Source organism: Stenotrophomonas sp., from assembly GCF_032103445.1.
In the GTDB taxonomy this organism is placed as follows: Bacteria; Pseudomonadota; Gammaproteobacteria; order Xanthomonadales; family Xanthomonadaceae; genus Stenotrophomonas.
Map to the genome: position 1 here is coordinate 1 of NZ_DAMDFR010000046.1, position 18067 is coordinate 18067.

Below are 18067 nucleotides of genomic sequence, written 5' to 3' on the forward strand. Positions count from 1 at the left end.
GCCAGCGGTGATGCCAGCGGTGCCCCCAAAGCCCCGCCGCCGGCGCTGCCGCTGCGCCCGGGCTGGCTGCTGCCGACCCCGCAACTGCTGCGCGACCCGGAGCTGCGCATTCTGTCCGGGCCGGAACGGATCGAATCGGGCTGGTGGGACGAAGGTGACGTACGCCGCGACTACTACGTGGTGGAAACCGGCACCGGCCAGCGCGGCTGGGCCTACACCGCGGCCGGCGCGCGGCATGGCCCCTTCATGTTGCATGGCTGGTTCGCATGAACACCGAGCTGCCCGACTACGCCGAGCTGCATTGCCTGTCGGCCTTCAGTTTCCAGCGCGGCGCGTCGATTGCCGACGAGCTGTTCGAGCGTGCCAAAGAACAGGGCTACCGCGCGCTGGCGATCACCGATGAGTGCTCGCTGGCCGGCATCGTACGCGCCTGGCAGGCGGCGAAGAAACACGAACTGGCGCTGATCACCGGTGCTGAATTCCAGATCGAGAACGGCCCCAAAGTGGTGTTGCTGTGCACCGACCTGGCCGCCTATGCCGCGCTGTGCCAGCTGATCACCACCTGCCGCCGGCGCGCGCCCAAGGGTCAGTATCAATGCCTGCGCGAAGACTTCGACGCGCTGCCCGACAGCCTGCTGTGCCTGTGGCCGGCACGCACGCCCAACCCGGAATACGCGGCGTGGCTGCAGGCGCGTTTTCCGCACCGGCTGTGGCTGGCGGTGGAGCTGCACCGCGAAGCCGACGACGTGGAACGGCTGGAAGCGCTGCTGGAATTCGGCTACGCCCACGACATCCCGCTGGTGGCCAGCGGCGACGTGCACATGCATGTACGCCGCCGCCGCGCGCTGCAGGACACCCTGACCGCGATCCGCCAGCACTGCACCATCGCCGATGCCGGCTGGCACCTGTTTCCCAATGGCGAACGCCACCTGCGCACGCGCCAGGCGCTGGCCGCGCTGTACCCGGCCGAGCTGCTGGAAGAAACCCTGCGCATTGCCGCGCGCTGCACGTTTGATCTCAAACAGCTGCAGTACACCTATCCGCACGAACTGGTGCCGGCCGGCCACGACCCGGCCAGCTGGCTGCGCGCGCTGGTCGAAGAAGGCATCCGCTGGCGCTGGCCGGGCGGCACCTCGACCCGGCAGCGCGACCTGATCGAACACGAGCTGACACTGATCAACGGCAAGCAGTACGAGTCGTACTTTCTAACCGTCCACGACATCGTGCGCTATGCGCGCAGCCAGCAGATCCTGTGCCAGGGCCGCGGCTCGGCGGCCAACTCGGTGGTGTGCTACGTGCTGGGGGTGACCGAGATCGACCCCAGCCACATGGAACTGCTGTTCGAGCGTTTCATCTCGGCCGAGCGCGACGAACCGCCGGATATCGACATCGACTTCGAACACGAACGTCGCGAGGAAGTGCTGCAGTACGTGTTCAACCGCTACGGCCGTGAGCGTGCCGCATTGACCGCCGTGGCGATCAGCTACCGCGGCCGCAGCGCGGTGCGCGACGTGGCCCGCGTGCTCGGCCTGCCGCCGGACCAGGTCAACGAACTGGCCGCCTGCCTGGACCGCTGGAGCAGCCACGAACCGCTGCCCGAGGCCTTGCGTGAGCGCGGCTTCGACCCGGACACCCCGCTGATGCAGCGGGTGGTGGCGCTGACTGCCGAGCTGGTGGATTTCCCCCGCCACCTATCCCAGCACCCGGGCGGTTTCGTGATTTCCGAACACCCGCTGTCCACGCTGGTGCCGGTGGAAAACGCGGCCATGAACCACCGCACGGTGATCCAGTGGGACAAGGACGACCTGGATGCCACCGGCCTGATGAAGGTCGACTGCCTGGCGCTGGGCATGCTCACTGCGGTGCGCAAATGCCTGGCGGTGCTGCAGGGGCGCGGCGTACGCACGGCCGCGGGCGAGGTACTGACCATGGCCCGCCTTCCCGCCGACGATGTGCCCACCTACGACATGATCTGCCGCGCCGACACCCTGGGCGTGTTCCAGATTGAATCGCGCGCGCAGATGGCGATGCTGCCGCGCATGCAGCCGCGCTGCTTCTACGACCTGGTGATTGAAGTGGCGATCGTGCGGCCCGGGCCGATCCAGGGCGACATGGTGCACCCCTACCTCAACCGGCGGAAGCAGCTGAAGGAAAAAGGCACCGAAGAGATCGACTACCCGCCGGAACTGGAGAAGGTGTTCAAACGTACGCTCGGCGTGCCGCTGTTCCAGGAACAGGTGATGCAGCTGGCGGTGGCGGCGGCCGGTTTCAGCCCCGGCGAAGCCGACGCGCTGCGCCGTTCAATGGCCGCATGGAAACGGCATGGCGGGCTGGAACCGCACCGCGACAAGCTGTTGGCCGGCATGACGGCGAAAGGCTACAGCCGCGAATACGGCGAGCGCCTGTTCGAGCAGATCAAGGGCTTCGGCAGCTACGGTTTCCCGGAAAGCCATGCCGCCAGCTTCGCCCTGATCACCTACGTGAGCTGCTGGCTGAAATGCCACCACCCGGCCGCGTTCGCCGCCAGCCTGATCAACAGCCAGCCGCTGGGGTTCTACACGCCGGACCAGATCCTGCAGGATGCGCGCCGGCATGGCGTGGCGGTGCTGCCGGTGGATGTGCGCCACAGCGACTGGGACTGCACGCTGACGCCGGACCCGGACAGCCCCGGCATCCGCCTCGGTCTGCGCATGATCGACGGTTTCAGCGAAACGATGGCGCTGGCGCTGATGCAGGCACGTGCGCGTGCGGCGTTCGACAGCGTGGCCGACCTCAGCCAGCGTGCGCGGCTGGACCGCCGCCATCAGGGTCTGCTGGCCGATGCCGGCGCGCTGAAGGGCCTGAGCGGGCACCGGCACCGTGCGCGCTGGGATGTGTCCGGGGTGGAGAAACCGCTGCCGCTGTTCGACAGCGTGCGCGCCACCGACGAAGCCGAGGTGGCGCTGCCCGCGCCGAGCGCGTTCGAGGACATGCAGGCCGACTACAACAGCACCGGCACCACCCTGGGCCGGCACATGGTGTCGTTCATCCGCCCGCTGCTGGAGCAGCGCCGCTGCCAGCGCTCGGACCAGCTGGCGCAGCTGCCGCACGGGCGCAGCGTGCGCTTTGCCGGGCTGGTGCGCATGCGCCAGCGCCCGCAGACCGCCAGCGGCGTTACGTTTTTAACGCTGGAAGACGAGTGCGGCATGGTCAATGCCGTGGTCTGGCGACGCACCGCCGACCGCCAGCACCGGGTGCTGGTGGAAGCCCGGCTGATGCAGATCGATGGCCGGCTGGAACGGGTGGACGGCGTGCAGCACCTGATCGTGCAGCGCATGCACAATATTGATGAATTGATTGCCGGGGTCCGCACGTCCAGCCGCGATTTCCATTGACGGCCTGTGACCTGCTTCACGCAAACGAGCCGATTCGGACTTTTCTGACTGGTGTCATAAACCCGCAATCGGGTATTGTCGCTGCCATTCCAAGGATCCGGAGCCGCCTGTGTCGCGCGCACTCACTCTCACCACGCTGGTGGTATCCAGTCTTGCCCTTGTTGTCTCGGGGTGGACCGCCATCAAGCTGCACCAGAGCCAGTCCGACCAGCGCGTGATCACCGCGCGTGGGCTGGTCATCCAGGACGCCAACGGCCAGGCCCGGGTCATTCTGGGCGCGCCGGTGCCCGACCCGGTCAGCCAGGGCGTCACCCAGGGGCCACGCGCCTCGCCGCTGTCGGGCCTGATCCTGCTCGGGGCTGATGGCTCCGAACGCGGCGGTTACGGCACCGCCGATGTCGGCGACGAAGCCGTGCTCACCCTCGACGACGCCCGCGGCACCACCGAAGTCTTCAAGGTCACCGCCAATCCGGACCGGGGGGCCACCCTGGTGGTGAAGCACCAGAACAACACCGGGGCCATGCTGAGCTCCTGGCAGGGCAAGCCCGAACTGATCTTCCTCAGCGACAACGGCCAGTCGCATTACGTGCGCCCGGGGTCTCAAGCAGCCCCCTGACCAGGCGCGTGGACGTCCCCGGACACGCATGGCGTGTCCCTACGAGGGCTCACCACCCTCTGGGTTCATGCGAATTGCCGCTGATGTTGCTTTGGTAGCGTCGGTCGACAGACGACGGCCGTGAACGGTGCCACGCCCGGTAACGCATGGAAACAATCGAACCGGGCACCCACCCGCGTGCGAAAATACCAACCTGCCCGCACCTCGGTTCCGCCCGTGCCCATCGCCCCGCCCGTCTGGCCCCAGGCCAGCGCCGTTGACGACTTCCGCCACAACCTCGACGCCGTGCATGAACGCATCGCGGCCGCGTGCGCCCGCGCCGGGCGCGATCCGCACAGCGTGCGCCTGTTGCCGGTCAGCAAGACCGTTGATGAAGCCCGCCTGCGGCTGGCCGTTCAAGCCGGCTGCACCGAGCTCGGCGAGAACAAGGTGCAGGAAGCCAAGGCCAAAGCCGAGGCGATGGCCGACCTTGGCATCCGCTGGTCGGTGATCGGCCACCTGCAGACCAACAAGGCGCGCGACGTGGCCCGTTTCGCCAGCGAGTTCCAGGCCCTGGACAGCCTGCGCGTGGCCCAGGCGCTGGACCAGCGGCTCGAACTGGAACAGCGCCAGCTGGATGTGTTCGTGCAGGTCAACACCTCCGGCGAAGCCAGCAAGTACGGGCTGGATCCGATCGAGGTGGCCGACTTCGTGCAGCAGTTGCCGACCTTCCAGAACCTGCGCGTGCGTGGCCTGATGACCCTGGCCCTGTTCTCACCCGACCCCGAACAGGTGCGCCCCTGCTTCGTGCGCCTGCGCGAACTGCGTGAGCGCCTGCAGCCCACGCTGTCCGCTGGTGTCAGCCTGGACGAACTGTCGATGGGCATGTCCGGCGATTTCGAGATCGCCATTGAAGAAGGTGCGACGGTGGTGCGCGTGGGCCAGGCGATCTTTGGGGCGCGGGCGACGCCGGATAGTCACTACTGGCCGACCCCCATGTCGTAGAGCCGGGCTTGCCCGGCTGCATTTGATCGGCAATTCGGCAAGCCGGGCAAGCCCGGCTCTACATGTTGGCGGCGTGGGCCTTGGCTTCTGCCATCACCCATTCGCGGAACGCCAGGAACCCCTGATGCGTCGCCGAACGCGCGGGATACACCAGCCAATGCGACCAGCGCGTTTTCAACCGATGCGGTGACAACGCAATCAACTGCCCGGACTGCAGCAGCAGCTGCGCCCGGGTCACCCGCCCCAACGCGACGCCAATCCCATCCAGCGCCGCACGGTGGTGCGATTCGGAATCGTTGAGCATCGCCACATAACGCGACGGTGCCGTCTCGCCGGTCAACGCAAACCAACGCTGCCATTCGCCATCCGGATCACCCAGCAGCGGCCATTGCGAAAGCGCCAGCGCCTCCACCCCGCCCATCCGCGCCACCAGCGCCGGGCTGGCCATCGGCACCAGCCAGTCGTCGAACAAGGGCTCGGCCGTCACTCCCGGCCATTGCCCTGCGCCCACCCGCAGCGCGGCATCCACCTGCAGTTGCCGTTCGAAATCGGTCAGCCGCTCGGTCGATTCCAGATTGATCTCAATCTGCGGATACGCGGCCACGAACTGGCCCAGGCGCGGCACCAGCCAGTTCGACGCCATCGAGGGCACCGCGCTGACCGTCAGCACCCGGTCGTGCCGTGCGGCAAAGGGCTGGAACGCCTCGCCAATCGCATCCAGATGCGGCCCCACCTGCTCCAGCAGGCGCTGCCCTTCCGGAGTCAGCCGCACCCCGCGCGCCTGCCGCAGCAGCAACGGGTAGCCCAGCCGCTGCTCCAGCTGGCGCATCTGGTGGCTGAGCGCGCTCACGGTCAGGTTCATCGTTTCGGCCGCACGGGTCAGGTTGCCCAGGCGGGCCGCGACCACGAAATTGTGCAGCGCCTGCAGGGGCATCCGGGACATTGAGGCTTGAATCCTGTTCAAGTCGAAGTTGCGGAAATGTCGCTTTTCCGGTGCCGATGGTGCGCCCAAGATGACGGCCATTCAAGCCTTGAGGTGACGCCATGAACATCTATGAAGGGTTGTTGTTCCTGCACGGGCACGTGGCCAGCGCGGAGCTGGCGCGGCAGTTGGTTGAAGTCGAAGAAACCGTCGTGACACGCCATGCGTGTCATGAACCGCCGGAATGCCCGACGGACGCGTCTCTACCGTCCTGAGCAACCAGGAATCACGTTGACACGCATGGCGTGTCACTACGCGTATATTCCGAACAAGCCCGCCCCCACACCCGTCGTGGCCGTAGCGTCCACCATTGGCACATAGATGCCTGGGTCAAGGGCGGGCCCTTTTTCCGTCAATGCGGGGCCGGCAGCACGCGGGGCCGGCCCTCGTACCACTCGCGGGCACCGGCCAGATGCCACTGGCGCTGGTCGCCGTCCAGTTCGATGCCCGCGCCCAGCACGCCCCAGCGCAGGTAGAGGTCGCCCTTCTTCTGCGCCTTGGCCATCTGCAATCGCGCGCGCAGTGAAAGCCGCTCGTTCTCCGCCTGCAGATCATCGATGGTCACCGCGCCGCGCTTCCAGCGCAGCAGCCCGGTCGCCTGCACCTCGCCCGAGTCCAGCAGCCCCAGCACCCAGCGCGGGTACGCGCTGCGTTCGGCAAACACGCCCAGCAGCGGCCCCGCGTCACGCAGGCGCACATCGGTCTGTGCATCCACCTCGAACGGTGCCGCAGCATCGATCTTGCCCTCGCGCAGGGTCAAGGTGCCCCACCACGCCGCGTCGCCTTTGCCGTCGCCGGTGCGGATGTTGCGCAACAGTACCGTGCTGCCACCCAGATCAAACTGCTTGGCCTCCAGGTCCGCGCGTTTCAGCTGCGCCTTGACCTGCGCATCGCCGGCCAGCTGCATGCCGGCCACCTGCAACTGCGCCCCGCGACCGCGCAGGTCCGCACGACCGCGCCCTACCCGCCCCGATGTATCCAGCTCCACATCACCACTGAGCAGCCCCGTGCCACCGAGCAGGCGCACACTGCCTTCGCCCAGGTAACGGTTGTACGCGGTCAGGTCCGGCACCCGCGCGTCGGTGAACTGCAGCCGCGACTGCAGGGTGTCGCGCATCTCCTTCAGGCGGGCATCGGCCTGCAAGGCAAGGTCCATGTTCTGCCCTTCGAACAACACCTGTTTCTCGCCTTCCGCCACCGCGCGGAACGTCGGAATACGCACATCCAGATGCGCCTGCGCCGGGTCGCCCGCTGCAATCCGTCCCTTGGCCCGCGCATCGCCCTGCATCCGCACGCCGGCAACTTCGGCCACCGCCGCCACCTTGGGAATGTCCAGCGTGCTCCCCGGAGCCAGCGTGCCATCCACGATCTTCAGGTCGGCATTGAGCAGGCCGCCGCCATCCAGGTGGAACCACGGCTTGCGCACGAACAGGTCGGCAATCCAGTTCAGCGATTCGAACTGCCACGCACCACGCGCCTCGCCCGACAGTCGCGGCAGCAGGGTGGCCGGAGCCTCGAACGGAATCTTCCGCCCGGCCACCTTCAGGTCCGCATCCAGTTCACTGCCGGTGTCTTCATCGCGCGGCAACCGCGCCTGTACGCGGATGTCCTGCGCCACATCCAGCTGCAGGGCCAGCAGCCCGCGGTCGGTGGCGTGCACGCCGGCATGCAGCGGCAAGCGCCACACCAGCCGGCTGCCCGGGCGCAGTTCGCCGCGATCCAACCCCAATGCGCCCTTGATGTGCGCTTCGGCCGGCGCGGTACCCACCTTGGCGTGCGCACCGGCGGTGTCGATCTGCAAGGCGCGACTGCGGCCCTCGATCTCCAGACTGGCCTGCACCAGTCCGAACTTGCGGATACCCGGCGCTTCATCCCGGTAATGCCGCGGGTAGCTGAAGCGCGCGTCCAGCCGCGTGTCTTCCAGCAGCTTTACACCGTCCCAGCTCACCGTGGCCTCTTTGAACCCGGCGTTGGAATCCAGCAGTTCTGACGGGCCGCCCTTGATCTGCTTGACGAAGCCGACCGTGCCGTCGCCTTTGCCGGCAATCATCAGCTTTCCGAAACGGGCACTGTGGATGCTGTCGCTGTGGATCGCATCCAGCCGCATCACCCAGCCGCGATCACCGCGCGGCGGTGGCGGTATGGCTTTTTCCACCCGCTCTACTTCCGACTCGACATCGGTCGCGTCGATGCGCGGAATGTGGACTTCCTTGCGTACCAGTGCCGGCAGCGAGATCCACGCACTGGCCCGTTCGGCGCGGAAGATATACACCGTGTGATTGGCCTGGCCGCGAATGCGGATGTTCCAGACGATCGCGTGCCCCGGCATCAGGGTCACGGCGGGCCCGGTCTGCAGGGTGAACTTCTCCGGCTTGCGGTTCACCACCGTTTCGAACAGCGGCGTGTTGAGAAACACGTTACCCGCCAGCAGGTACACCGCGTAGATCGCCAGGAACCACAACAGCGCGGTGCGCCATGGCCAGGGCAATCGTCGCACACGCTCGGGAATCAACGGCATCGGGGAAGGAGGAAGAACGCAGACATGCCTCCACTATCGGCAACGCCCGCGCGATGCCGTGTGAAAGCCAATGACGTCGGCTTACCGGTTCAGCCCGGGCGACGCTCCGGGTCCCACGCCTTGGGCTGCCACAGTTCGACCTTGTTGCCGTCCGGATCCACGATCCAGGCGAACGCGCCGTTCTCGTGCTGCTCCGGCCCGGCCACCACCTGCACGCCGGCCTCACGCAACTGCGCCAGCAACGCGTCCAGGTCATCGACCCGGTAATTGATCATGAAAGCCGAGTCGCTCGGGCTGAACCACTGCGTGTTGCGCTCAGCCACGTGCCAGACGGTCAGGCCACCATCGTCGGCACGGTCATCCGGCCAGCGCAGCACTGCACCGCCAAAGTCTTCCAGCGCCATGCCCAGGTGCTGGCGGTACCAGTCGGCCAGTTCCTTGCGGTCGCCGCGCGCCTTGAAGAACACCCCACCAATTCCGGTCACCTTCGCCATCACGCCCTCCAGCACCGTTGTGTGCGCCGAGCGTACACCAGGGCAGGCAAAAAAAAACGGCAGACCGTTGCCGGCCTGCCGTCCGCATCGACGAGGATGCTGGTAACGCTTGCTATCAAAAACGGAATTCGCCACCCAGGCTGTAGGTGTCCACGTCCACGTCCACGCCGCTGAAGTCACCCTGGCGACGGTCGTAGTTCAGGCTCAGGCCCCAGCGACGGCTGAAGTCATAGCCGACATTCACGCCGTAATACGGCTTGGTCGAGCTCTCGTCGTCCACCACGTCCCACGTGTCTTCGCGGACCTGCGCGGTCATGCGCGCGATACCTGCACGGGCACCGATGAAGAAGCCGGTGTTGTCCGCGCCGAAGTTCTTCTTGACCACCAGGCCGGCACCGATCGAAACCAGGTCCAGGTCTTCGTCATAGCCAAGGTCTTTGGTGTAGAGCGTCGCCACGTGACCTTCCACGCCGATGTTCGGGGTGAACCAATAACCACCGCCGATGCCAGCCGAGGTATCCGATTCACTGCCACGGAAGCCGTCGAAGCTCACTTCAGTGTCGCTGCTGCCGAGTTCGGCGCGAACGAACGCCTGACCGGCGAAAGCGTTGGTGGACAGGGTAGCCAGTGCGACGGCAGCGGCCAGAGAGACGTACTTCTTCATTGAAATCCTTCCAGGGAGTTTTTGGTGCCCATCCGGGCGGAGCCAACTCTGCCCGCTGTTCATGCCCATGTCAATTTTCCGTTAATACCGCCTTCACGGCGCGCTCAGCACCGGGTACAGGGGCTGGACAGCCGCCAGCCTTATCGTTTATCAATAAATAGACGGCCACTGGCGGCCGTCCAATCCGGAGGCCCGCGTGGCAGGCAGTACCGACCGACCCTCGACGTCGGGCGACATCGTTCACTTCACCCGCATCGCACTGCGCGCCGTCATGGCCCTGTGCTGGCTGGGCATCCTGGCGGCGCTGTGCGCCTTCCCCATCGTCTACTTCGACCGCAGCTGGCTGTTGCAGGCGGCCGGGGTGAGTGCTGAGCAGGCCCAGCAGCAATGGCTGTTCCCGCACTTCAGCCTTGGCCTGTTCGGCATCGTGGTGCTGCTCAGCATCGGCCTGGTGTTCCTGCGCCACCTGCAGCGCTTCGTGCGTGCGGTGCGTGGCGGGCATCTGTTTGCCCATGGTCACGCGCTGCGGCTGCGACGGATGGCCTGGCTGATGCTGGCCATGGAACTGCTGTCCATTGCCATCGGCCTGCACGCCAGCTGGATGGGTCCGGCGTTCGCCTGGATGGAGGTCGGCGGCGGCATGTCGATCACCGGCCTGATCGCGGTGCTGATGCTGTTTGTGATGGCGCGTGTGTTCGAGGCCGGTGCAGCCATGCGCGAAGACCTGGACGGCGTGGTCTGATGGCGGTGGTCATCACCCTGGACCAGATGCTGGCCAAGCGGGGGATGACCCTGTCCGAGCTGTCCGCGCGGGTGGACATCACCCTGGCCAATCTGTCGATCCTGAAAACCGGCAAGGCCAAGGCGATCCGGTTCTCCACCCTGGACGCCATCTGCCGTGAGCTGCAATGCCAGCCCGGCGATTTGATGATGCAAGAACCTGATAAGGCTGAAATTTAATGGAATGGCTCGCTGACCCCAACCTCTGGCTGGGGCTTGCAACCCTTGTCGTGCTCGAAATCGTACTGGGCATCGACAACCTGGTCTTCATCGCGATCCTCGCCGACAAGCTGCCGCCGCATCAGCGCGACCGCGCGCGGATGATCGGCCTGACCCTGGCGCTGCTGATGCGGCTGGTACTGCTGGCTGCGCTGTCGTGGATCATGAAGCTCACCGAGCCCCTGTTCGACGTGTTCGGGCACAGCTTCTCCGGACGCGACCTGATCCTGCTCGGCGGCGGCGTGTTCCTGCTGTTCAAGGGCACCATGGAACTGCACGAGCGCCTGGAAGGCCGCGAGCACAACGAAAATGGCAGCAAGGTGTACGCCAGCTTCGCCGCCGTGGTCACCCAGATCGTAGTGCTGGATGCGGTGTTCTCGCTGGACTCGGTGATCACCGCGGTCGGCATGGTCGACCACTTGGGCGTGATGTACGCCGCCGTCACCATTGCCATGGCGGTGATGATGCTGGCCAGCAAGCCGTTGACCCGCTTCGTCAACAAGCACCCCACCGTGGTGGTGCTGTGCCTGGGCTTCCTGCTGATGATCGGTTTCAGCCTGGTTGCCGAGGGTCTGGGTTACAAGATTCCGAAGGGCTATCTGTACGCGGCCATTGCGTTCTCGATCCTGGTGGAGAGTTTCAACCAGTGGGTGCGTTTCAACCGTGAGCGCAACGAAAAGCGCCTGCCGTTCCGCCAGCGCACCGCCGATGCGGTGCTGCGCATGCTCGGCGCACAGCCCAGGCAGGGCCATGACGACGAACACGAACAAGGTGCGGACGAGGAGCGCCTGGAACCGGCCGAGCAGGACATGATCCGCAGCGTGCTCAGCCTGGCCGATCGCCCGGTGTCCAGCGTGATGACCGTACGTGCCGACCTGGAATGGATCGATACCGGTCGCGGTGAAGCACATGCGATGCAGAAGCTGATCGACTCACCGCACACCCGCATGCTGGTCGCCGAGGGCGACCTGGACCAGGTGCAGGGCATCGTGCAGAGCCGCGACCTGCTGGCCGGCGTACTGCAAGGCAAACCGCTGTCATTGCAGGACGCGCTGCGCGAGCCGGCCTATGTGATTTCCAGCGCCAGCGTGCTGCAGGCGCTGGAGGTCATCCGCGAACAGCCGGTACCGGTGGCGGTCGTGGTCGATGAGTACGGCAGCGTGGAAGGCCTGGTCACCGCCAACGACCTGCTGGCGGCGATTGCCGGCGACCTGGCCGACACCCAGGACGAGCGTTATGGCGTGCAGGCGCGGGAGGATGGCAGCTGGGAAGCCGATGGTGCGCTGACCCTGGATGACCTGCAGCGCCTGACCGGCATCAACTTCCCCCGCCACCCGCGTTATCAGACCTTGGCCGGTTTGCTGCTGCAGCAGCTGGATCGTTTGCCGGTGGAAGGCGATGCGATCGAGCACGAGGGTTACACGGTGCAGGTGCAGACCATGGATCGCAGGCGGGTGACCCGGTTGCGCCTCTGCCCCCGGTAGAGTCGACCCCCGGTCGACTGCACGGAACCCATCAACGTTCGATATCGGCATGACCACGAACGATGACGCGCTTCTCCGCCATGCACCCGACCTTCGCCGCGCCGACCACCGTCATCGGCGGTCGACTGTCGTGCGACCCTACCGATGCTCCCCACTCCATGGGTCACACCAGCCGCGTCGTCACGCCGGCAACTTCGCCACCACCTTGAACTCCACGTCGAACCCGGCCAGCCAGGTCACCCCTACCGCGGTCAACGTCGGATGCGGAGCCTCGCCCCAGTACTCCATCACCACCGGCCACACCCGTTCCAGGATGTTGGCCGGGTCGATCATGAACACGGTCACGTCCTGCACGTCATCAAACGTGCAGCCCGCCTCAGCGAGGATCGCGTTGAGGTTCTGGAACGCCCGACGCACCTGCGACTCGATATCCGGCTCGGGGGAACCGTCCTCCCGACTGCCCACCTGGCCGGAAACAAACAGCAGCCCGTTGGTCTTCACCGCCGGCGAATAACGGTAACGGTCATACAGATCCTGCCGTCCCTTCGGAAACACCACATCACGCTTAGCCATGAAACTCTCCACGGGGCGACGCCCCTGATTGCGATGGCACCATGCTGGACCTGCCCCGGCCACGGATAAACCGCCCCGTTTGTCCATCACTGTTTGTAAAATCCAAACAATCACCCCCTGGAGCGCCGATGGACCGCTTCGATGCCATGCGCGCCTTTGCCCGGGTCGTGGAGACCGGCAGCTTCACCCAGGCCGCGCAGACCCTGCACATGAGCCGTACCACCGTGACCCAGCTGGTGCAGCAGTTGGAGGCCCGGCTGCGGGTGCGCCTGCTCAACCGCACCACCCGGCAGGTCAACGTCACCGCTGACGGCGCGGCCTACTACGAGCGCGTGCTGCGCCTGCTGGCAGACCTCGACGACGCGGAAACCAGCCTGTCCACCTTCGCTGCAAACCCGCGCGGGCGGCTGCGGGTCGACGTGCCCAGCCCGCTGGCACGGCTGATCATCGTCCCTGCCCTGCACGACTTCCACGCCCGCTGGCCGGACATCCAGCTCGACCTCGGTGCCAGCGACCGCCATGTCGATCTGATCGACGAGAACGTGGACTGCGTGATCCGTGGCGGTGCGATCACCGATCCTTCGCTGGTCGCCCGCCACATCGGCGACCTGCAGGCCGGGTTATACGCTACCCCTGCTTACCTTGAAAAACATGGCACTCCGGCACACCCGTCCGCGCTGGAAACCGAGCCTCACCAGATCATCGGCTACCTGCGCAAACACGGCGGCCGTCTGCTGCACGTCACCCTGCAGCGCGGGGCCGAGCAGCTCACCGTGCAGGGGCGGCATACCTTCGCCATGGACGACGGCAATACCTACATGGCGGCGGGGCTGGCCGGACTGGGGGTGATCTGGTTGCCCGACTACATGGCCGATGCGCACGTGCAGCGGGGCGAACTGGTACGTTTGTTCCCGGACTGGACGCTGGACGCGATGCCCTTGAATCTCGCCTTCCCGCCCAACCGGCATGTCAGCGCCAAGCTGCGGGTGTTCATTGACTGGGTGGTGGAACTGATGGATCGACACGTACCGGTACGGAGGCTGACGCAATGATCGAAGGAATGCTGGATATCTTTGGCACCCGTCTCACGCTGGCATTTGCAGCGATCGCGCTGCTGTATCTGCTGTGGTCCACCGCCCCGATCTGGTGGTCGATGCAGCGCGTATTCCGGCGCGACGACATCAAGCAGCGCGGGACATTCGTGTTCACCGTGGTTGCGCTCAGCTATGGTGCGACGATCCTGCTCGGGGTGCTGCTGGTGGCATTGCTGGGATTGCCTTCGCTGGTACTGCAGCCCGCGCATCTGGCATGGTCCTGGGTCACGGTCCCCGGCACGTGGTTGCTTCTGTGCCTTCCTTCGGCAAAGTTCTGGCTGGTTGCGCTCTCGCATTTGACGCTGACCTGGTGGATCACCCATACATTGGCGGCTCACTGGCAAATGCTTCGCGCGCGCATGCTGCCCGCTTCGAGGGGGTTGACCTGATGCACGTGCCTGACAACTGGTTCGACTGGCTGCTGTGGCTGTTCTTCGAACAAGGCCTCGGGATCCTGTGGCTCGCCGTACCCATCTGGTGGCCAGCCCTGCGCGTCGCTCTGCAACGCGGACGCATTCCACATCCGTTTGCGTTCATCACCATCTCCGCTGCACTTTCGTACGGCTTTGTCGGTGCCGTCTACCTGGTGGCGATTCTGCCTCTGCAGGCCGTTGGCATCTTCCTCGTACCGCAGATGCTGGAAGCCGGCATCGCAGGCGGAGCGCAACTGCAAGGTGCCAGCAAGGCCATGACTGCATTGTTGTTTCCATTGTCCATCAGCTTGCCGTTCATTGCGATATTCGGTTCGCTCTCGCTCAATCGCCGCTGGCGTGCACTCTGTGGCCACGACGTGCAGGAAACGACGGAGCACCGGTAGGGTCGCACGACAGTCGACCACCGATAGCGCCCATCGGCGCTTTTGGGGCATGAACGCGGCCGGAGAAGCGCATTCGCTCCAAGGTCATGCGTTCCCGAACGCTGCACCGCTATCGGCGGTCGACTGTCGTGCGACCCTACCCCGTGAGGATGGCCGCGTTGGTTTTACCGCGTCCGGTTTTTCCGCATCCGGTTTTTCCGCATCCGATTTGCGGAATCTGGTTACAATTTCGACAACGGACTCTCTGCAAGGATCGCAATGCAACCCGAAATGGTCGAACGCTCATTCCGCACAGGACGCTCACTGATCAGCCTGCTGGTCTGGCTGTTGTGCTCGCCCGCCATATTCTGGCACTGCATGTTCGCCACCCTTGCAGGTGGATCGCTGCTTACAGGGGAACATCTCTCTCCATTTGACGCCAGCGAAGTTCTGGCCGGCGTTCTCGGCGTCGTCACCCTGTTCGCCTGGGTCGCGCTGGGCTGGATGGACTACCGGTGGATGGAAGACCGCACGGTTCACTGGGCCTGGCCGGTATTTGGAACCCTGATTGCGCTCGTCGCAGTCGCATTCACCCACATCCTGGCAGTGATCTTCGCTGGACCCGGCATTCTTTTGGCGATCTACCTGTGCATCTGGCACATCCGCAGGACGCGGCGGGACACGGCGAGTGCAACGGGATGACCGGACGACTGGACGACTGGACGACTGGATGACTGGATGACTGGACGACTGGACGACTGGACGACTGGTAGGGTCGCACTACAGTCGACCGCCGATAGCGTCCATCGGTGCTTTGGGGCATGGACCTTGCCGGAGAAACGCTTCAACCGACTGTCATGCCTTCCCGAACGCGGCATCGTTATCGGCGGTCGACTGTCGTGCGACCCTACCGCGTGTCATTACCGCGTTTCATTACCGCGTTTCATTGCCGCGTTTCATTGCCGCGTTTCATTACCGCGGTTCATGGCGCGAGACGGCTTTCCGCAACGGCTCGATCACCAACACATCACCCTTGCACACATCCACATCGCGATACACCGCCTGACGTCCATTACTAAACTGCAGGCGCACATCAAAGTGGCAGCCCGCCTCCCCCAGTCGGACCGTCGTACTGCCGCCGCCTCCGGACAACGGGTCGATAGCGCGCGGCTGGTAGGCCTCACTCCCATGCCCGGCCACCTCCACCGCAACAACACTGTCGTGCGCACGATTGAGCAGCGTCAGGTAGCGCGCCTGTCCGGCCTGCGCTACACCAGAAAGCATCAGTACGCACATCACGGCAATACGCATCACGGTCATGGCAGCAGATCCTGCGGATGGGGTGGCTGCATCAAAGCCCCACGCCACAACCCCCACCACCGATCCGGGACGAATCGTAGCCACGCCGGGACCAATCGCAGCGGGCCGATTCCCACACTTCTCCCGCCACGTCACCGCGCCTAAGATGACCCTGGCCCTTCGGCCCAGGACCTGCGGTCATGCCCATCCGCCTTGGCACCACCTCCCTGCCCGTACACCGTTACCTCGCGCTCTGGGGCGCGGTGATCGTAGTCTTCGCCATCCAGGACTGGATCGCCGGGCATGTCCACGGCCAGCACTGGTCACTGCTCACTCACCTGCGCTGGTCAGCCATTCAGTGGGGCACCTGGGCCACGCTGGCACCGCTCGTGTTCCGCCTGGGCGCACGCTATCCGCTGCTCAACGGAGCACGCTGGGTCGGCCTCGGTCGCCACGTCCTTCTCAGCTTCGGCATTGCCTCGGCCGCGATGGCCATCGGCGCGCTGGTGTCCACCTTCTTCGAACCCAGCGGTTTCTTCGAACAGCTGGCGTACTTCATCGCCCAGCACTTCGCCATCGGCCTGCTCACCTACTGGGCGCTGCTGGCCATCCAACAGGCGCTGCACTACCACGCAGAGAAGTCGCGTCGCGAACTCGAGGCAGCGCGACTGGCGACGGAGCTGGCGCAGTCGAGGCTGGTAGCGCTGAAATCCCAGCTACAGCCACACTTCCTGTTCAACACGCTGCACGCCATCATCACCCTGCTCGACGAAGACACGCTGTCCGCCGAAGACATGCTGCTGCGCCTGAGCGAACTCCTCCGTGCCTTCCTGGAAGACTATGACGGCCAGGAGATTCCACTGCGGCAGGAACTGGACCTGCTGGAGCTGTACCTGGGCATCCAGCGCACCCGCTTCAAGGACCGGCTCACCACGCGCACCTACATCGCCCCCGACACGCTGGAGTGCGCGGTCCCCAGCCTGATCCTGCAGCCGCTGGTGGAGAACGCCGTCCGCCACGGCATCGGCCAGCGCGTGGGCAGTGACGTAATCGAGATTGAAGCCCGTCGCGACGGCGACCACCTGCTGCTGGAAGTGCGCAACCGCAACAGCGTGCTGGAGGCCGGCGACAGCAGGGCGGGGGGCCACGGTATCGGCATGGCCAACACCCGCCTGCGTCTGCGCGAACTGTACGGCGACGCCGCCGAGGTCAGGCTGGACATCACCTGGCCGGAAGGCGTGGCCTGCCGCGTACGGCTGCCGTTCCGGGAAATGGAGAATGCCGACGATGCGCCCGAGTTCAGTCCCGGACTGGCGGCACCATGAACATCACGGCGCTGGTGGTGGACGACGAGCCGATCGCGCGACGGGCAATCGTGCGGTTGCTGGAAGATGACCCCGAGATCACGCTGCTGGGCGAATGTGGCGACGGGGTATCGGCCGTGCATGACATCCGCGCGCAGTCACCCGACCTGGTGTTCCTGGACATCCAGATGCCCGCCATTACCGGGCTGGATGTCGTGGCCACCATCGGTGCAGAACGCATGCCGGCCACGGTGTTCGTGACCGCCTACGAGCAGTACGCGGTGAAGGCGTTCGAAGCCAATGCCGTGGACTACCTGGTCAAGCCCTTCAGCCGTGAACGCTTCGCCGCCACGCTGCAGCGTGCCAAGGCGCGCCTGACGCAGGCCGGCGGTACCGGCGCGCAGACGTCGCAGCAGATCCTGCAGGCACTGGACGCACTGCGTCAGCGCGATCAGTACCTGGAACGCATTCCGGTGCGGGTGGACGAGCACGTCGTGCTGGTGCCGGTGGATGACATCATCTGGATCAAGGCCTCACGCAACAGCGTGCTGATCCATGTGCCGGGGCAGGTGCATGAACTGCGGCAGACCATGACCCAGCTCGCGGCCCAGCTGGATCCTCGTCACTTTGCCCGGGTCCATCGCTCTGCCATCGTCAATGTGCGACGGGTGAAAGCGATCCATCCTTGGTTCAACGGGCACCATGTGGTGACGATGGACAATGGGCAACAGTTACGGATGAGCCGGTACCAGAACGACGCGTTCCTGAAGCTGGTGTCGACGCGGACGTGACCGTGGACGCGGACGTGGGCGTGGACCTGGACGTGGACTGGTAGGGTCGCACGACAGTCGACCGCCGATAACGGCAATCGGCGCTTCGGGGCATG

At 65.4% G+C, this 18067-nt stretch carries 19 protein-coding genes and 1 pseudogene; 14 read left to right on the forward strand and 6 right to left on the reverse strand.

Annotated elements, in window-relative coordinates; genetic code table 11:
* The 4 genes and pseudogenes from RT551_RS15105 to RT551_RS15120 all read left to right on the forward strand — a co-directional run.
* Positions 1-270, forward strand: a pseudogene (locus tag RT551_RS15105) (DNA polymerase Y family protein); the annotation flags it as partial.
* Positions 267-3374 (forward strand): error-prone DNA polymerase, encoded by a 3108-nt coding sequence (locus RT551_RS15110; protein ID WP_313460220.1) that lies wholly within the window; start codon positions 267-269, stop codon positions 3372-3374. The pseudogene RT551_RS15105 and the gene RT551_RS15110, both read left to right, overlap by 4 nt.
* A 109-nt stretch (positions 3375-3483) precedes the next feature.
* The gene (locus RT551_RS15115) at positions 3484-3990 is read left to right on the forward strand and encodes a hypothetical protein (protein WP_313460222.1); all 507 of its coding nucleotides are present in this window, start codon (positions 3484-3486) and stop codon (positions 3988-3990) included.
* A 216-nt stretch (positions 3991-4206) separates the two neighbouring features.
* Positions 4207-4974 (forward strand): YggS family pyridoxal phosphate-dependent enzyme, encoded by a 768-nt coding sequence (locus RT551_RS15120; RefSeq protein ID WP_313460224.1) that lies wholly within the window; start codon positions 4207-4209, stop codon positions 4972-4974.
* A 58-nt stretch (positions 4975-5032) separates the two neighbouring features.
* On the opposite strand, the gene RT551_RS15125 is transcribed toward RT551_RS15120, so the two are convergent.
* The gene (locus RT551_RS15125) at positions 5033-5917 is read right to left on the reverse strand and encodes a LysR substrate-binding domain-containing protein (RefSeq protein ID WP_313460226.1); all 885 of its coding nucleotides are present in this window, start codon (positions 5915-5917) and stop codon (positions 5033-5035) included.
* A 101-nt stretch (positions 5918-6018) separates the two neighbouring features.
* On the opposite strand from RT551_RS15125, the gene RT551_RS15130 reads away from it, so the two are divergent.
* Positions 6019-6171, forward strand: coding sequence for a hypothetical protein (locus RT551_RS15130; RefSeq protein ID WP_313460228.1), 153 nt, complete (start codon positions 6019-6021; stop codon positions 6169-6171).
* A 137-nt stretch (positions 6172-6308) separates the two neighbouring features.
* On the opposite strand, the gene RT551_RS15135 is transcribed toward RT551_RS15130, so the two are convergent.
* The 3 genes from RT551_RS15135 to RT551_RS15145 all read right to left on the reverse strand — a co-directional run bounded on the left by RT551_RS15135 (position 6309) and on the right by RT551_RS15145 (position 9632).
* Positions 6309-8474, reverse strand: coding sequence for a hypothetical protein (locus RT551_RS15135; RefSeq protein WP_313460230.1), 2166 nt, complete (start codon positions 8472-8474; stop codon positions 6309-6311).
* 89 nt (positions 8475-8563) lie between these two features.
* On the reverse strand, positions 8564-8968 hold the full coding sequence (locus RT551_RS15140; RefSeq protein WP_313460232.1) for a VOC family protein: 405 nt from the start codon (positions 8966-8968) through the stop codon (positions 8564-8566).
* A 115-nt stretch (positions 8969-9083) separates the two neighbouring features.
* The gene (locus tag RT551_RS15145; protein WP_313460234.1) at positions 9084-9632 is read right to left on the reverse strand and encodes an outer membrane beta-barrel protein; all 549 of its coding nucleotides are present in this window, start codon (positions 9630-9632) and stop codon (positions 9084-9086) included.
* Positions 9633-9909: 277 nt separating this feature from the next.
* Between RT551_RS15145 and RT551_RS15150 the strand changes: the two genes are divergently transcribed.
* From RT551_RS15150 to RT551_RS15160, 3 genes are read left to right on the forward strand one after another with little or no spacing between them, the layout of a single operon-like run.
* Complete coding sequence (locus tag RT551_RS15150; RefSeq protein WP_313460265.1) at positions 9910-10374, forward strand: DUF2975 domain-containing protein; 465 nt, start codon at positions 9910-9912, stop codon at positions 10372-10374.
* On the forward strand, positions 10374-10592 hold the full coding sequence (locus RT551_RS15155) for a helix-turn-helix transcriptional regulator (RefSeq protein ID WP_313460235.1): 219 nt from the start codon (positions 10374-10376) through the stop codon (positions 10590-10592). The genes RT551_RS15150 and RT551_RS15155 overlap by 1 nt, the downstream gene beginning before the upstream one ends.
* Positions 10592-12115: a TerC family protein gene (locus RT551_RS15160; RefSeq protein ID WP_313460236.1), complete on the forward strand. Its 1524-nt coding sequence runs from the start codon at positions 10592-10594 to the stop codon at positions 12113-12115. The genes RT551_RS15155 and RT551_RS15160 overlap by 1 nt, the downstream gene beginning before the upstream one ends.
* Positions 12116-12295: 180 nt before the next feature.
* On the opposite strand, the gene RT551_RS15165 is transcribed toward RT551_RS15160, so the two are convergent.
* The gene (locus RT551_RS15165; RefSeq protein ID WP_313460237.1) at positions 12296-12688 is read right to left on the reverse strand and encodes a RidA family protein; all 393 of its coding nucleotides are present in this window, start codon (positions 12686-12688) and stop codon (positions 12296-12298) included.
* A 128-nt stretch (positions 12689-12816) separates the two neighbouring features.
* Here RT551_RS15165 and RT551_RS15170 point away from each other — a divergent pair, with 128 nt between their 5' ends.
* The 4 genes from RT551_RS15170 to RT551_RS15185 all read left to right on the forward strand — a co-directional run bounded on the left by RT551_RS15170 (position 12817) and on the right by RT551_RS15185 (position 15280).
* Positions 12817-13740 carry a LysR family transcriptional regulator gene (locus RT551_RS15170; RefSeq protein ID WP_313460238.1) on the forward strand — a complete coding sequence of 308 codons (924 nt, stop codon included), beginning with the start codon at positions 12817-12819 and terminating at the stop codon, positions 13738-13740.
* Positions 13737-14171, forward strand: a complete 435-nt coding sequence (locus RT551_RS15175; RefSeq protein WP_313460239.1) for a hypothetical protein — start codon at positions 13737-13739, stop codon at positions 14169-14171. The genes RT551_RS15170 and RT551_RS15175 overlap by 4 nt, the downstream gene beginning before the upstream one ends.
* On the forward strand, positions 14171-14599 hold the full coding sequence (locus RT551_RS15180) for a hypothetical protein (protein WP_313460241.1): 429 nt from the start codon (positions 14171-14173) through the stop codon (positions 14597-14599). The genes RT551_RS15175 and RT551_RS15180 overlap by 1 nt, the downstream gene beginning before the upstream one ends.
* Before the next feature lie 258 nt (positions 14600-14857).
* Positions 14858-15280 carry a hypothetical protein gene (locus RT551_RS15185; RefSeq protein WP_313460242.1) on the forward strand — a complete coding sequence of 141 codons (423 nt, stop codon included), beginning with the start codon at positions 14858-14860 and terminating at the stop codon, positions 15278-15280.
* Positions 15281-15550: 270 nt separating this feature from the next.
* Here the strand turns inward: RT551_RS15185 and RT551_RS15190 are convergent, their stop codons facing one another.
* On the reverse strand, positions 15551-15898 hold the full coding sequence (locus tag RT551_RS15190) for a hypothetical protein (RefSeq protein ID WP_313460243.1): 348 nt from the start codon (positions 15896-15898) through the stop codon (positions 15551-15553).
* Between the two features lie 179 nt (positions 15899-16077).
* Between RT551_RS15190 and RT551_RS15195 the strand changes: the two genes are divergently transcribed.
* Positions 16078-17202 carry a histidine kinase gene (locus RT551_RS15195; protein ID WP_313460244.1) on the forward strand — a complete coding sequence of 375 codons (1125 nt, stop codon included), beginning with the start codon at positions 16078-16080 and terminating at the stop codon, positions 17200-17202.
* Positions 17199-17972, forward strand: a complete 774-nt coding sequence (locus RT551_RS15200) for a LytTR family DNA-binding domain-containing protein (protein WP_313460246.1) — start codon at positions 17199-17201, stop codon at positions 17970-17972. Before RT551_RS15195 ends, RT551_RS15200 begins: the two co-directional genes overlap by 4 nt.
* Positions 17973-18067 lie beyond the last annotated feature (95 nt).

Coding starts and splice junctions, on each gene's coding strand:
- RT551_RS15200 (WP_313460246.1), top strand. CDS start 17,199: ATGAACATCACGGCGCTGGTGGTGGACGACGAGCCGATCGCGCGACGG.
- RT551_RS15110 (WP_313460220.1), top strand. CDS start 267: ATGAACACCGAGCTGCCCGACTACGCCGAGCTGCATTGCCTGTCGGCC.
- RT551_RS15185 (WP_313460242.1), top strand. CDS start 14,858: ATGCAACCCGAAATGGTCGAACGCTCATTCCGCACAGGACGCTCACTG.
- RT551_RS15180 (WP_313460241.1), top strand. CDS start 14,171: ATGCACGTGCCTGACAACTGGTTCGACTGGCTGCTGTGGCTGTTCTTC.
- RT551_RS15140 (WP_313460232.1), bottom strand. CDS start 8,968: ATGGCGAAGGTGACCGGAATTGGTGGGGTGTTCTTCAAGGCGCGCGGC.
- RT551_RS15195 (WP_313460244.1), top strand. CDS start 16,078: ATGCCCATCCGCCTTGGCACCACCTCCCTGCCCGTACACCGTTACCTC.
- RT551_RS15160 (WP_313460236.1), top strand. CDS start 10,592: ATGGAATGGCTCGCTGACCCCAACCTCTGGCTGGGGCTTGCAACCCTT.
- RT551_RS15125 (WP_313460226.1), bottom strand. CDS start 5,917: ATGTCCCGGATGCCCCTGCAGGCGCTGCACAATTTCGTGGTCGCGGCC.
- RT551_RS15170 (WP_313460238.1), top strand. CDS start 12,817: ATGGACCGCTTCGATGCCATGCGCGCCTTTGCCCGGGTCGTGGAGACC.
- RT551_RS15165 (WP_313460237.1), bottom strand. CDS start 12,688: ATGGCTAAGCGTGATGTGGTGTTTCCGAAGGGACGGCAGGATCTGTAT.
- RT551_RS15190 (WP_313460243.1), bottom strand. CDS start 15,898: ATGACCGTGATGCGTATTGCCGTGATGTGCGTACTGATGCTTTCTGGT.
- RT551_RS15145 (WP_313460234.1), bottom strand. CDS start 9,632: ATGAAGAAGTACGTCTCTCTGGCCGCTGCCGTCGCACTGGCTACCCTG.
- RT551_RS15135 (WP_313460230.1), bottom strand. CDS start 8,474: ATGCCGTTGATTCCCGAGCGTGTGCGACGATTGCCCTGGCCATGGCGC.
- RT551_RS15130 (WP_313460228.1), top strand. CDS start 6,019: ATGAACATCTATGAAGGGTTGTTGTTCCTGCACGGGCACGTGGCCAGC.
- RT551_RS15175 (WP_313460239.1), top strand. CDS start 13,737: ATGATCGAAGGAATGCTGGATATCTTTGGCACCCGTCTCACGCTGGCA.
- RT551_RS15155 (WP_313460235.1), top strand. CDS start 10,374: ATGGCGGTGGTCATCACCCTGGACCAGATGCTGGCCAAGCGGGGGATG.